General features: G+C 67.8%; 13 protein-coding genes. 7 read left to right on the top strand and 6 right to left on the bottom strand.

Translation table 11 applies throughout. From position 1 onward, the window contains the following. Nucleotides 1–16: 16 nt before the first annotated feature. The gene (locus ACFQ9R_RS06465; protein WP_378634809.1) at nt 17–856 is read right to left on the bottom strand and encodes a hypothetical protein; all 840 of its coding nucleotides are present in this window, start codon (nt 854–856) and stop codon (nt 17–19) included. A gap of 247 nt (nt 857–1,103) precedes the next feature. Between ACFQ9R_RS06465 and ACFQ9R_RS06460 the strand changes: the two genes are divergently transcribed. Beyond that, nucleotides 1,104–2,282, top strand: a complete 1,179-nt coding sequence (locus ACFQ9R_RS06460; protein ID WP_378989291.1) for an acetyl-CoA acetyltransferase — start codon at nt 1,104–1,106, stop codon at nt 2,280–2,282. 84 nt (nt 2,283–2,366) lie between these two features. Here ACFQ9R_RS06460 and ACFQ9R_RS06455 read toward each other — a convergent pair whose 3' ends face one another. From ACFQ9R_RS06455 to ACFQ9R_RS06445, 3 genes are all read right to left on the bottom strand, one after another. Beyond that, on the bottom strand, nt 2,367–2,657 hold the full coding sequence (locus tag ACFQ9R_RS06455) for a hypothetical protein (protein ID WP_056824003.1): 291 nt from the start codon (nt 2,655–2,657) through the stop codon (nt 2,367–2,369). 191 nt (nt 2,658–2,848) lie between these two features. Further along, the gene (locus tag ACFQ9R_RS06450) at nt 2,849–3,799 is read right to left on the bottom strand and encodes an alpha/beta fold hydrolase (protein WP_378989290.1); all 951 of its coding nucleotides are present in this window, start codon (nt 3,797–3,799) and stop codon (nt 2,849–2,851) included. A gap of 263 nt (nt 3,800–4,062) precedes the next feature. Continuing rightward, the gene (locus tag ACFQ9R_RS06445; RefSeq protein WP_378989289.1) at nt 4,063–5,244 is read right to left on the bottom strand and encodes an AAA family ATPase; all 1,182 of its coding nucleotides are present in this window, start codon (nt 5,242–5,244) and stop codon (nt 4,063–4,065) included. A 108-nt stretch (nt 5,245–5,352) separates the two neighbouring features. Between ACFQ9R_RS06445 and ACFQ9R_RS06440 the strand changes: the two genes are divergently transcribed. The 4 genes from ACFQ9R_RS06440 (at nt 5,353) to ACFQ9R_RS06425 (ending at nt 7,939) form a co-directional block, all read left to right on the top strand. Next, nucleotides 5,353–5,625, top strand: coding sequence for a hypothetical protein (locus tag ACFQ9R_RS06440; protein ID WP_378989288.1), 273 nt, complete (start codon nt 5,353–5,355; stop codon nt 5,623–5,625). Between the two features lie 330 nt (nt 5,626–5,955). Beyond that, entirely contained in the window at nt 5,956–6,516 is a 561-nt protein-coding gene (locus tag ACFQ9R_RS06435) for a C40 family peptidase (protein ID WP_378989543.1), read from the top strand. 3 nt (nt 6,517–6,519) lie between these two features. Continuing rightward, nucleotides 6,520–6,906, top strand: coding sequence for an RNA-binding S4 domain-containing protein (locus tag ACFQ9R_RS06430; RefSeq protein ID WP_378989287.1), 387 nt, complete (start codon nt 6,520–6,522; stop codon nt 6,904–6,906). Nucleotides 6,907–6,997: 91 nt separating this feature from the next. Beyond that, on the top strand, nt 6,998–7,939 hold the full coding sequence (locus ACFQ9R_RS06425; protein WP_378989286.1) for an MBL fold metallo-hydrolase: 942 nt from the start codon (nt 6,998–7,000) through the stop codon (nt 7,937–7,939). Between the two features lie 34 nt (nt 7,940–7,973). On the opposite strand, the gene ACFQ9R_RS06420 is transcribed toward ACFQ9R_RS06425, so the two are convergent. Continuing rightward, the gene (locus ACFQ9R_RS06420; RefSeq protein WP_378989285.1) at nt 7,974–8,900 is read right to left on the bottom strand and encodes an NAD-dependent epimerase/dehydratase family protein; all 927 of its coding nucleotides are present in this window, start codon (nt 8,898–8,900) and stop codon (nt 7,974–7,976) included. A gap of 161 nt (nt 8,901–9,061) precedes the next feature. On the opposite strand from ACFQ9R_RS06420, the gene ACFQ9R_RS06415 reads away from it, so the two are divergent. Together ACFQ9R_RS06415 and ACFQ9R_RS06410 are read left to right on the top strand one after the other, a co-directional pair. Next, the gene (locus ACFQ9R_RS06415) at nt 9,062–11,434 is read left to right on the top strand and encodes a lysylphosphatidylglycerol synthase domain-containing protein (RefSeq protein ID WP_378989284.1); all 2,373 of its coding nucleotides are present in this window, start codon (nt 9,062–9,064) and stop codon (nt 11,432–11,434) included. 275 nt (nt 11,435–11,709) lie between these two features. Next, nucleotides 11,710–12,483, top strand: a complete 774-nt coding sequence (locus ACFQ9R_RS06410; RefSeq protein ID WP_378989283.1) for a GntR family transcriptional regulator — start codon at nt 11,710–11,712, stop codon at nt 12,481–12,483. A 10-nt stretch (nt 12,484–12,493) separates the two neighbouring features. Here ACFQ9R_RS06410 and ACFQ9R_RS06405 read toward each other — a convergent pair whose 3' ends face one another. After that, a complete protein-coding gene (locus tag ACFQ9R_RS06405) occupies nt 12,494–13,930 on the bottom strand; it encodes a threonine/serine exporter ThrE family protein (protein WP_378989282.1) in 1,437 nt (478 codons plus the stop codon).

Raw genomic sequence — 13,930 nt, 5'->3', positions numbered from 1 at the left:
CTCGCGTTGTCGCAGCTCAGTTGACGAACCGCAGGTCCGAAATGGTGTGGCTCGCAACCAACATCACGTAGAAGTCGGTGAGCACGAGGGTGCCGAGGGTGGTCCAGGCCAGCGCCATGTGGCGGGTGTTGAGCTTGGAGATCTGGGTCCAGTACCAGTACCGCACCGGGTGGGCGGAGAAGTTCTTGAGCCGCCCGCCCGCGATGTGCCTGCACGAATGACACGACAGGGTGTAGGCCCACAGCAGGATCACGTTCACCAGCAGCACGATGTTGCCGAGGCCGAAACCGAAACCGCCACTGCTGCCGTGGAACGCGGTGATCGCGTCGTAGGTGTTGACCAGCGAGACCACCAGCGCCACGTAGAAGAAGTAGCGGTGCGCGTTCTGGATGATCAACGGCAGCCGCGACTCTCCGGTGTAGCGCGCGTGCGGCTCGGCCACCGCGCAGGCCGGCGGCGAGAACCACACCGAGCGGTAGTAGGCCTTGCGGTAGTAGTAGCAGGTGAGCCGGAAGCCGAGCAGGAACGGCAGCACCACGAAACCGAGCGGAATCCACATCGGCAGCTCGGGGAACGGGGTGCCGAAGTGCGCCGATCCCGGTGCGCACGAGTCGCTCAGACACGGCGAGTAGAACGGCGTCAGATAATGGAACTCGGGGACCCAGTAGGCCGTCCGCACAAAGGATCTGATCGTCGCGTAGATGACGAACGCGGCGAGCCCGAGCGCGGTGAACAGCGGTGGTAGCCACCAGCGGTCGGTGCGGAGGGTGCGCGCGGAGATGCGGGCACGCGTTCTGCTGAAGACGCCGGTGCCCGCGGAGTGTGACGCGGGGGAGGCGGTCGGTGCGGCACTCACGGTGGATGCCTCGCTGATCCTCGGGTCTGCGGCAGTGATCATTACCCACCGCGATGGATTGTGATGTGGAGCACCATACGCCTGTGTTCGCGCCGCTCGCGGTGGGTCTCACCCACTCGGTTGTCACACATGCCGGTGATCTCGATCACAGCCGTGACGTCCGTGACGACCCGTCATGCCCGTGCAACAAACCTGTGGTGCCCTGTGACAGGTATTCCCCGCACCGGGGAGAGGAGCGTGACGCGCAATGAGAAGAGCCGCGATCGTGGCACCCGTCCGCACGCCCAGTGGCGTCGAGGGTGGCGCGCTGTCAGGTATGCCCGCCGAGTGGCTGGCGACCACGGTGTTGTCCGCCGTGATCGAACGCTCGGGCATCGACCCGCTACGCATCGACGATGTGGCCATGGCCTGTATCGACGGCGGCCTCTCCGACAAACCCGCGGTGGGCTCGCTCGCCGCTCGCGGTGCCGGATTACCTTTCGCAGTACCCGGTTTCGTGACCGACAAACACGGCGGCAGCGGCCTGCAGGCGGTGATCACCGCGGCGATGATGGTGCAGACCGGCGCCGCCGACGTGGTGGTCGCGGGCGGGGTGGAGTGCGCGGCGACACCGGCCGGGCTGCCCGGCGGGACCGCGGGATTGCACAATGCCGAGCGGTTGGCGCACTACTACGGGATCGACCGCAGTGCCGCCGACGAATTCGCGGTGGCCAGTCATCGCAAGGCGGCCCGCGCCTGGCGCCAGGGTGCGTTCGCGGCCGAGGTCGTTGGGGTGGCCGCCGGTTACGGCGATCACCAGATCACCCGGGACGAGGGTGTGCGCGACGACCTGTCGACCCACACGCTGGCCGGTTTGCGCCCGCTGCTGCGCGAGGGCGTGGTGACGGTAGGGAACATGAGTTCGCATCGGCTCGGGGCGTCGGCGTGCCTGGTCGTGGCCGAGGATCGGCTCGGCGAGCTCGGGCTGACGCCGATGGCGTTTCTCGCGGGCTGGGCCGCGGCCGGTTGTGACAACGCGGGGCCAGGACTCGGGGCGGCACCGGCGGTGTCGAAGCTGCTCGGGCGGACCGGATGCTCGCTGGACGAGATCGATCTGCTCGAGATCAACGAGGGCTACGCGGTGGAGGTGCTCGCGTTGGCCACCGAGTGGGAACTCGACCCACTCGACCGGCTCAACGTGAACGGCTCCGATATCGCACTCGGGCACCCGGTCGGCGCCACCGGCCTGCGAATCATGACCACGATGCTGCACGAACTGGGCCGCACCGGCGGCCGCTACGGCCTGGAGGCCATCGCCCTCGGCCACGACCACGGCATCGCCGCCCTGTTCGAATCCGCCGAAATCGACGAACCGACCGAAGTCCCCCGAGGCGCCCGCTTCCACGGCTCCCGAACCCGCAAACTGGGCCGACACCGAGCCGGGTAATCCTGAGACACCCGGGCCGGGGCAGACAGAAAGAGGTCGGCGCGACGACCCTGTCAGCAGGGCCGTCGCGCCGGTGATCAGGTCTTACTTTGTTCTAGGGCGCGAATGAAACCCGAGCCCTTCGTCCTGAGCGCCCATCCATGCCGCTTCGTCGGACTTGCTGTCGGGCACGTAGATCGGCTCCGACCTGCGGGGGACGGCGAGTTCCGGCGGTGGTGCCTGCTCGAAGTCCTCGGCGTCGATGACGAGCCGCTCGAGGTCGTTCTCCAGACGACGGATGGTGGCCGCGTCGCCGTAGTTGGAGCGCAGTGCGCCTATCGATTGCCGGAGTTGGCCGACCGCGTAGCGCAGTTCCGCGATATCGCTGCGTGTCATCGTTACCTCCTGTGTATATGGCGGGCATACCGACTCGCCGGATCACGGGCACGCCCGAAAAGCCTCGGGCCGCACTGCACCGAGCTGTGTGACTCACCACACAACGTGATCTCCACCACAATAACGGATCTTTTCGGTTTACGCCCGATGTTGTCGGGGATCACAGGATTGCCATCCGGTAACTGTTGCGTTCACCCGGCGACGGCGTAGCGCGTACGGGCGTCGATGCTCGCCCGCTCGACCAACGCGATGATCGACCGGGCCACCTCCTCCGCGCGTTCGAGGATGACGCTGTGACCCGCGCCCTCGACCCGCACCAGTTCGGCGCCCGCCAGCTGCGAGGCCAGCACCACCGAGTGCGCGAACGGCACCATGAGGTCGGCCGAGCCCGACAGGACGAGGGCGGGCAGATCGCCGAAGTGGGGCAGGGTGTGGGCCTCGTCGAAGTCGAGCAGCGAGCTCAGGAAGCCGGACATGGTCAGCAGCGCGGTCTCGTTGAGCACCGCCGTGGCGATGGCCGCGACGCGCGGATTCACCCGCCGGGTACCCGTGCTCGCCTCGCGGATCAGCGGCGCGAAGATCCAGCGGGACAAGCGCTTCGACGCCTGCATCACGCGCGGTGCGTGCACGACGGCGCGCTGCAGTGAGGCAACGGCGTGCCGGTTGAGCAGCCTGCCGAGGCCGGCCTCGGTGATGCCGCCCGCGGCGCCGGCGATCAGGCCGATCCCGGCGACCCGGTGACCGATGGCCGCCGGATAGAGGCGGGCGTAGGCGAGTACCACCATCGCGCCCATCGAATGACCGACGAGCACCAAGGGGCCGGTCGGGGCGACCGCGCGCAGCACCGCGTCGAGATCGGTGGCGAGCTGGTCGATCGTGTAGGTGGTGTGGTGAGCGTGCCCGGACTCGCCGTGGCCGCGGTGGTCGTAGAAGACCATGCGGGCGTCGGCGTCCCACTCCCGCAGCAGATGTTCGCGCAGGAACGACCAGGATTCGGTGTGCAGGCAGTGGCCGTGCACGAAAACCACGGTCAGGGCCGCGTCCGTGGCGCCGAAGCTGCGGACCGCGATCGGCACGCCGTCATCGGCGACGACGGTGCACCGACGGCCGTCGGTGTCGGTGATAGGGAAGGTCTTCGACATTGGAGCCTCCTCCGCCTCCGGCGGGACGCACCTTCAGCGGCGGGTCCTGCTGGTGTTTCGGAGAAGGTTTCCAGCGTGTTAGCCGGTCAACCCTCGCGTTATCCACCCGATGCGCAACCGATCCCAGGCAGGCTCATACCGTTACCCAGGAAATTCTTCGGATATCTAGCCCTTGAACTAGAAAACTATAGATAGTTGTCGAGGAGTCGTTCGGCAGAACTTTCTCAGACTCTCTAGGTGATTCCCTAGAAGCCGGAAGATTTTCATACGCTCCGGAGGTAGCGGCCGAAGTGAGGGACGGTGAAGCCGATGGTGCCGCGTTCGGCCGAGTAGATGAGGCCCTTCTTGATCAGGCCGTCGCGCGCGGGGGACACCGAGGCGGGTTTGCGGCCGAGCTCGGCGGCCACCGCCGAGGTGGCGACCGGGGCGTCGTCGCCGGCGAGGTCGGCCATGGCGCGCATGTACTCGCGTTCGGCGGGGGTCGCGCGTTCGTAGCGGGAGCCGAAGAAACCGACCGCGAGTTCCTCCTCGGCGGCGGGGGAGGCCACCGCGACGTCCTCGGCGGTGATCGGGCTCTCGGGTGCCTGATCCCAGGCCGCCTTGCCGTAGGCCTGCACGAAATACGGGTAGCCGTCGGCTCTTTGATAGAGCGAATCGAGTGCGGTTTCGGTGAACTTCACCTCTTCGCGTTCGGCGGGCGCGATGAGCGCGAGGTCGGCCGATTCGCGGTCGAGGCGATCTATGCGGTGGTAGCTGAACAGTCGCTCCGAGTAGCTTTTCGAGGCCGAGAGCACCGCGGGGAGGTGGGGTAGGCCCGCGCCGACGACGATCAGCGGGGCGCCGTCCTGGCTCAGTTCGTGGCAGGCACCGCAGATCGCGGACACGTCGGCGGGTCCGAGGTCTTGCATTTCGTCGATGAAGATGGCAATGCCGACACCGATGTCGGAGGCAAGGGCCGCAGCCTCTTTGAACAGTTCGATCAGATCGATCTCGATATCGCCCGAGTCGGCGCGGCCGGTCACCGCGGGCACATCGATACCGGGCTGCCACCGTTCGCGCATGCCCTTGTCCGCGGTGGCGCGCAACGCGAAGGCCTTGAGAATGCCGAGGAAATCGTCGACCTGTTCGGCGTTGCGGGCCGACATCGCGATCGCGCGCACCGCCATGTGCAGCGCCGAGGACAGTGGTCTGCGCAGATCCTGGTCGGGTCTCGCTTCGATCTTGCCGGTGCCCCAGCCGCGCGAGATGGCGGCCGAACGAAGCTGGTTGAGCAGCACGGTCTTCCCGACACCGCGCAGGCCGGTGAGCATCACGCTGCGTTCGGGCCGACCGCGGGCGATGCGCTCGAGCACGATGTCGAACGCCGCGAGTTGTTTGTCGCGCCCGGCCAATTCGGGCGGACGCTGGCCGGCGCCGGGTGCATACGGATTGCGCACGGGGTCCATGCCGGACAACCGTAGCGCGTGTGCACGGGAGAATCTCGGTAACTCTGGGCTGTGTCCTAGATACTGCTAGCGAACACGAGACTGTCCTTGGGTCCGAGATGGAGGGTGATGTCCGAGCAACCTGTGTCCGCCGCCGAAATCGTCGCCGCATGGCCGCTGCCGCCGGAAGCGCACCTGGCCGACGCGGTCCGGCGAAACCTGCTGGCGACGCTCGAGGCGACGCTGGAGGGGGGCTACGGCGAAATACCGCCGGAGTCGCTCGCTCACCTGGCGCTCGGACCGATGATGATCGTGCTCGGCAGGCTCGAGGTCGACCTGGCCGACGCCCGAACGCGCATCGACGAACTCGAGCGCGCCCTGCGCGAGCGGCGCACTGGGTAACGCGCCGCGCGGCGCGGACGATGAAATCGTTACTCGCGCCGACACGCCGGTACCGTGGCCTCTGTTCTGGGCTTTTCCGGTCGTAGGAAAACAACTTGCGTGCTTCGCTGGACAGCGCTCATCACAGGCCGTAATCTTCTCGTGACTTAGTGGAGTCTGTCGGTTCGTCAGAGAAGCGGCGCCATTGGGTCACCGCCGAAAAGTCGTTGTCGCCAAGCGATTCGCGACCGAGCGGCGGGAGAGTAGCAAGATCGGAGACTCGTCTCGGTGGGTAAACACAGCTTGCAGCGGGATTCTCGACTGCCGAATTCCGTCAAGGGTGCCCTCGTCATGGGCGCGGTGGCCGCTACAACCGGTGCGATGCCCGCGATTTCGCAGGCCGCCACGATCAACATTCCCGGTCTCGGTAACTTCGATCTGCCGCCAGAGCTCGAGCAGCCGGCACAGCAGGTCGAGAAGCAGCTCCAGGCGATGGTCGCCCCGCAGGGCCAGGCCGCACCGCAGCTCCCGAGTGTCCAGTTCGAAAACCCGTTCCAGCAGCAGCAGACGGCGGGCAATATCGCCCTCGACGCCGCCCGCGGCAAGCTGGGCGCCCAGTACAACTGGGGTGCCGCAGGCCCGCAGAGCTTCGACTGCTCCGGCCTCGTGCAGTGGGCATACCGCCAGGCCGGTGTCGAACTGCCGCGCACCAGCTTCGAGCAGTCGCACGTCGGCGCTCCCGTCTCGTTCGACAACCTGCAGGCCGGTGACATCGTCATCACCAACGGTGGTGGCCACGTCGGTATCTACGCGGGCAACGGTCAGCTCCTCAACGCCGTGCAGTCGGGCACCCCGGTGTCCTACACCCACCTCAGCGCAGACGACGTCGTCACGGCTCGCCGTATCGTCTAAGGGGTGACCCCCCAGCACTCCGACAGCCAGGCCCGCGTCGACGCGTGGACCTGGTCGGTGCGCCTGTTCAAAACACGCTCGGCCGCGGCAGAAGCCTGTCGCGCCGGGCATGTGCGCGTTAATGGGGTTACCGCGAAACCGGCGCTGACCGTCCGCCCCGGTGACGAGATCAGGATCCGCCACGCAGGTCTCGAGCGCATCGTCGTGGTCGAGCGGATCATTCACAAGCGCGTCGGCCCGCCCGTCGCCGCCCAGTGCCTGATCGATCGCAGCCCCCCGCCGCCGCCGAAGGAAGTCCTCGCCACCCTGCCGCAGCGCGAGCGTGGTGCCGGTCGGCCTACGAAACGTGAACGGCGCGAAACAGATCGGCTCATGGGTCGCACCGACTAGCCGCTGGATGTAATCGGGCGTTAGCGATGAACAGCGGCGGCTCGACCGGGTCTGGTGGTCGCGGTGTGGGCGATCGCCTACGGTGGCACGTATGGGTGAGCGCACGACGATGTTATCGACTGTTCTCGCCTGCTGTATCGCTGTCGCCACCACGGGGCCGCGGCTGCTCTGGCCGCGCGGCGCCGATACCGCATTTCTCGACGGACTGGAGTGCGCTCCTGTCCCTCCCGCGCACAACACCGTCGCCCTGACCGCGCTCACCCAGGCGGAGCTGTCCGCGCCGACGACGATCGTCGCCGAGGGCGTGCGGACCCTGCGGTCGACGCCGCTGACCATGTCGACCTTCCTGATCCGCCACCCGGACGCCACCTTCCTGGTCGACCCGGCGATCTGCGCGGGCGTGCACCAGCGGGTGCTGCCCGAGCTGCCCTTCCCGGTGCCGCTGCTGGTCGGGCCCGACAGCCCGGTGCGCGGACTGAGCGAGGTACTGGCCGCCCACGACCTCACCGGCAACGACATCGACTTCGTGCTGCCGACACATCTGCACTGGGACCACGTCGCCGGGCTGTACGAACTACCCGGCCTGGTTCCGATCCGGGTGCCCACCGTCGAATACAGCTGGGCCATGACCGGTTCGCACGCCCCCCTCGGCGTGGCCCGCGGGCCGCTGCGCGGTCGCGCGTTCGATCTCTACGAACTCGACGGCCCGCCGGTGCTGACCTTCGCCCGCAGTCACGACCTGTTCGGCGACGGATCCGTGCTGATCGTCGACCTGGCGGGGCACACCCCCGGCAGCGTCGGGATCCTGCTCGCGGTCGACGACGGCTCCCGCGTCCTGCTCGCGGGCGACGCGGTCTGGAGCACCCTGCAGATCGACCTCCTGCGCGAGAAAGCGCCGCTGCTCGGGGAACTCCTCGACGCCGACCGCAACCGGGCGTTCGAGACCATTCACCGCCTGCACGCGCTTCCCGCCGAGATCGAAGTGATCCCCGGCCACGACCGTGCCGCCGTGACCGCCCGCACCGCACCCTGATCGCCGGATATCGGCGTGGTGCCCGACCGGAGGATCAGTCCGCGAGACCGGCGGCGACATCGGCGTACCTCGGACGCCAACCTAATTCATCGTGGGCGAGCTGACTCGAGATCCGCATCGAGGTGTCGGACATGAGGGCGCCGATATAGGGGACCGCCCATCGGATCATCCAGGCGGGCAGCCGGATCGGGCGTGGGGTCCGCTGAGCTCGGGAGACCTCCGTGAAGAACTCCCGCCAGGTGATCGGATGGTCATCGGCGATGTTGTAGGCGCGACCGGGTGTGCCGCGCTCGAGTGCGGCCACAGTCGCGGCGGCCGCGTCGTCGACATGGACCCAGGTATTCACCCCGCCGGAACCGAGCGGGCCGACCGGGCGGTGCTTGCGCATCATGTCCGCGAACAGGTCACTGAACGCGCCGGGACCGTAGAAGAGCCCGTACCGCAACGCGATGGCGTCGACACCGGGCGCGTCGAAGACCTGGCTCTCGCCGGCCACGCACGCGCGGACCACCTCGTCGGCCACCCCACCGTCGTACACCCCGAACTGATCGCGCTCGGTGATCAGCCGGTCACCGTGGTCGTGGTACCCGTAGCCGAGGATCAGCGACTGGGTGACGAACCGACCGGCGCCCACCACCGCCGCGGCGTCGAGCAGGTTGGCGGTGCCGACCGTGCGCAGCAGCCCGGTCGGATCGTCGGCCGGAATCCGGCGCTGCACCTTCGCGTCGCGCAGGGCGGTGGCCTGATGGATGACGGCCTCGGCGCGCAAACCCTCGACGGCGCGCACCAGGCCGTCGCGGTCGAGCACATCGGCGGTGACCGGGGTGGCGCCGAGCTCGCGCACGAGCGGGTGCGCACCCGGATTCCGGACGAGCGCCCACACCGTATGTCCGTTCGCGGTCAACGCGCGGATCAGAGGGCGGCCGATGGCGCCGGTGGCGCCCGCGAGCAGAACCTGCATGATCGTTCCTTCCGGCTGAGTGAGTGTTTCCCTACTTCCTGGACGGGGTATCGCCAGTGTTCGTGACGGCCTGTGATCGGCTTCACGGCACGCGGGACGGCCGTGCCGATTGGGTGATGTCACGGCGGGTCTGCGGCGTGTCGGTGTGTATCGTGCGGCTCATGCGAGTCGACGGTCGGGAGATCCCGGTCACGGGGAAACTCCTGCAGCCGATGATCCGTCGTACCAGCGATATCGTCCGGGTGGTGCTGGCGGGAATCGGCGTAGCCGTGGTGATCGCGGGCTCGCTGATCACCCGGCCGGAATGGCTGGCGCTGGAACGCTCGGTCGCCAAGATCGTGGACTTCCTCAGCCAGGACCAGGCGACCATGGTCTACCTGATCTACGGAATGCTCATCCTGGCACTGCCGTTCGCCATCTTCATCGAACTGGTCCTGCGCAGGCAATGGAAACTCCTGTTCGGGTACGGGGCGGCGGGCCTGCTCGCGGTGCTGGCCCTGTCGATCACCGGGGCGGGCATCTCCACGCCGAAATGGCACATGCCGGTCCCGGACCGCTTCGACACCTTCCTCTCCCAATTCCTCGACGATCCACGCTGGATCGCGATGCTCGCGGCGATGCTCACCGTGTCGAGCCCGTGGCTGCCGGTGCGGCCGCGACGCTGGATGTGGTTCCTGCTGTTGATGTTCGCGCCGATCCACCTGGTGGTCAGCTCGGTGGTGCCCGCGCGGGCGATGCTCGGCCTGGTGGTCGGCTGGCTGGTCGGCGCGGTGATCGTCTGGGTGGTCGGCACGCCCGCGCTCGAGGTGCCGCTCGACGGCGCGGTCCGGGTGCTCGCGGGGCGCGGCCACACTGTGAAAGCCTTCCGGGTCGATCGACCGGCCGGGCGCGGACCGCTGTTGCTCGCCACCGAGGTCGACGGGCCCGAAGACGAGATCATGGTCGAGCTGTACGGCAAGAACCAGCGCAGCTTCGGCGCGATCCGGCAGGTGTGGCGCTGGATCACGTTCCGCACCAGTGAGACCGCGCCGCTGCACGGATCGATGCACCGGGCGGTGGAACATCGCGCGCTGCTCGGCATCGCGATCGGTGACCTCGGGATGGCCGACAGCCATCAGGTGGCGGTGGCCGGTTTGAGTCGCGGCTGGATGCTGTACGCGCACACCATGCCTCGCGGTACCCAGATCGCGACGTTGTCCGCGCAGGTGCTGCCCGGGGTGTGGCGGTCGCTGCTGCGGCTGCACGAGAACCAGATCAGCCTCGGCGATCTGCAACCCGACTTCGTGCGAGTCAGCCAGGGTGACACCCTGTTCGGCGGCTTCTCGGCCGCCGAATTCGGCGCGGCCGAGGCGCAACGGCAGACCGATATCGCCCAGCTGCTGGTGACCACCACCTCGCTCTACGGAAAACACGAGGCGGTCTCGGCGGCGATCGAGGTACTCGGCGAGGACAAGGTGGCCTACGCGGCCCGGCGCCTGACGAAATCGGCCATGTCGATCGGCATCCGGAAGTCGGTGCCGCAGTGGACCAAAGTGATGGCCACCGCCCGTGAGGAAGTGCGCAGGCAGACCGGCCACGACCGCATCCAGTCCGAACAGATCACGCGGTTCTCCCGCAACCAGATCATCCAGCTCGTCCTGCTGGTCGCGCTCGTCTATGTGGCGTATCCGTTCTTCAGCCAGGTGCCGACGTTCTTCAGTCAGCTGCGCACGCTCAACTGGTGGTGGGCGCTCGCGGGACTGGCCGTGTCGGGGCTGACCTATGTCGGCGCCGCCGCCGCGCTCGGCGCCTGCGCGGACGGGCTGGTCAAGATGCGCTATCTGCTCGTGGAGCAGCTGGCCAACACCTTCGTGGCGACGACCACCCCCGCCGGTGTCGGCGGGTTGGCGCTGAGTGTGCGGTTCCTGCAGAAGGCGGGCATGACGACCCTGCGCGCGACCGCCGCGGTGGCGATGCAGCAGTCGATGCAGGTGCTCACCCACCTGGTGCTGCTCGTGGTGTTCAGCGTGGTGGCGGGCACCTCGACCAACCTGGCCCACATCGTGCCCGACGCGACCGTGCTGTATCTGATCGCCGGCGTCGGCGTGGGGCTGATCGGCGCGTTCATGTTCGTGCCGACGCTGCGGCGCTGGGTCAATCACTCGGTGCGTCCGCAGGTCAAGGAAGTGCTGGGCGAACTCGCCGACCTCGCCAAGGACCCGATGCGTTTCGTGGTCATCGTCGCCGGCTGCGGCGCGATCACGCTCGGCCAGGCGCTGGCCCTGTGGACCAGCGTCGAGGCTTTCGGCGGCGGCACGGACTTCGTCGCCGTCACGATCGTCACCATGATCGGCGGCACGCTGGCCTCGGCCGCGCCGACACCCGGTGGCGTCGGCGCGGTCGAGGCGGCCCTGATCGGTGGTCTCGCGGCGTTCGGCGTCCCGGCCGAGATCGCGGTCCCAGCCGTCCTGCTCTACCGCGTGCTGACCTGCTGGATCCCCGTAGGTTTGGGCTGGCCGGTCATGCGGTGGCTCGACAAGAAAGACATGATCTGAATTCTCGGAGGGCCGGCCCGAAGGCCGGCTCGCGCGGTTCCGCCCAAAATGTTTAGCTGCCCCGTTGCCTGCGTATTCAGTCACGGTGTCGCACAGCGCTGTCTGATCCAGCTGAACGGCACGCCAGAAGGAAAGTTCGCTGATCGGAGGCAGGGCGGCGCATCGATAGCGATGTGATCGCTGAAAGTCTCGACTCGAGCGCACCAGCGCTCCAGGCATTCAGCGCCTAAACTGTCTGGGACGTAGCCGGATCATGACCGAGAGGTGTTGTTTCGATGGGATCCCGGACGGTGGTCGCCGACGTCGCCGATGAGTTGGCGCGCCGCGTAGCCACCGGCGAGTACCGGCCCGGCGAGCTGATGCCGTCGGTTCGCCAGGTCGCCGACGAGTTCGGGATGAACCGCGCTACCGCCCAGCTCATCCTCGGACGCCTCGAGTCCTACGGATTCGTCGAGGCAAGGCGAGGTAAGGGCTTCACCATCCGTGATGTCCGCGTCGAGGGCGGTATGGACGTCTACCGGCACCTGTTCCGGTTCTCGATCACCGCGCCCGCGGTCGCCGCCGAGATGTTCACCGACATCGTCGAGGTCGAACGCGGCATCGTGGGTGAGGCGCTGCTCGCCTATACGGCGGGGGAGAAGGTGCTCGATCCGGCCGAGCTCGCCGCCGCCGTCGACGAGCTGGAGGCGATGGCACGTCAGGCCGTGCCCGACCACGCGCGCATCATCGCCGTCGAGATCGCGCTGGTGCGCAAGCTACTCGGCGTGCTCGAGATGAGTATGCAACGCGCGGTACTGAATTCGATCGCCGATATGGTCGTCGAGGTGCCGGAGGCGGTCGCCGCCTATTTCGCCGTCGCGCCCGATCTGCACGTGCTCGTCTGGCGCGCGCTGCTCGCGGTGTGGGATGCCGAATCCGCGCCGAGCGAGGCGCAACTCGCGCTGTTCGGTGACCTGTTCGCGCTGTACCACGAGAAGGTGATCGCCCGCTTCGGGCAACTCGTCGGCGAGACTCCGGTCCATACCGTGCCGCTGAGCTCGGCCGTCTGAACCACCCCGGCTAGCTGTCTGAGTCGGATTTCTTCGTCGTCTCCGCGGTGTGCACCCACGGCAGATGGTGTGGCACCACCGTGTCGATGATGGTGCTCACGCGCGGTGTGTGCGCGGTGGCCAGACCGGAGCCGACCATCACGCCCAGCGCGATCGACATCACCGACAGCAGCGCCGAGACCAGCACCTCCAGCCCGCCGGTCGACACCCCCGACAGCGAATGCGTGACGAGGTCGGAGATCCCGGTGAGGCTGATCCCGCCGGGCACCAGCATCCAGAACGCGGGCAGGAACGCCACCTGGGTCGGTGGCGCGTGCTTGCGGCCCTGGATCAGATACGCAGCGTTCACGGCGACCAGCCCGCCGAGGAACGTGCCGGTCAGCGGACCGGACACATGCTTGCCGAGGACCTGCGCCGCGTAGGTGATGTAGAGGACGAGCAGCAGCCAGCCCACCGTGTTCTGCGGTGCGCTCGACCGCCACGAATGCCCGTACCCGATCAGCAGCACCCCGACTATCGGTGCCCACCACCCCAATTGGGCACTGCTCACCGGCGGATCCGACAGCGGCCCGAGCACACTGACCCCCACGTAGGAACCCAGCGCGAGCAGGAACAGCATGTTGATGCCGTAGACGACCCGGCTGGCACCGGCCACCATCGACCCGGTCGCCAACTCGATCGTGCCGTTGGTGAGCATCGCACCGGGCAGCAGCGTCGCGACCGCCGGAATCAGCAGTTGCTGCGGCTGCCCACCGGCGAGCGCGCCGGGAAAGCCGTACGCGAGCACCGCGACCACCGCCGACGCGACCACCGGCAACGCCATCGACAGCAGCCGCACCCGATCGGCGAGCTGAGTCAGCACACCGACGACCAGCCCGAGCACCACATAGCCGACCAGCGCCCGTGCGCCCGGGTTGAGCATCATGCCGATACCGACGGTCAGCACGACCTGCCCGAGCAGGATCAGCCACGGTGGGCTGCCGGGTTTCTGGGTCAGGATCTTGTCGAGATCCCTCGATGCCCGGCTCGGCGGCGGCGCGTCCTGCTCGATCTGGTCGATCAGCCGGTAGAGGCCGTCGATCTGGTCCAGTGGCAGGGTGCCGACGCGGGCGTCGAGCATGTCGATGGCGGAGCTTTCGTCAGTGCGTACCCGGACGAAGACCGCGGTGGGCAGCACCATGAAATGGATATTGGCGGTGCCGTAGCGCCGCGACAGCTTGTCGAGGATGACCTGCACCCGTGCGGAGGTCTCGCCGGCGCCGACCAGCGCCACACCGATGCGACACAGCAGATTCAGCAGATCGGCGGGTACGGGCGGGTCGACGGGTTCGTGCTCGGTGGGTCGCGGCGCGGCCTTCGCGTATTGCTCGCGGACCTTGGCGATGGCGTGCGTAACCCGGGTTCTGGCCACGTTCCAGGTCTTGCTCGCGTATTCCTCCGAACCCAT

It is taken from the genome of Nocardia sp. NPDC056541 (assembly GCF_042794235.1).
In the GTDB taxonomy this organism is placed as follows: Bacteria; Actinomycetota; Actinomycetes; order Mycobacteriales; family Mycobacteriaceae; genus Nocardia.
This window is presented reverse-complemented; position numbering and strand designations above follow the sequence as displayed.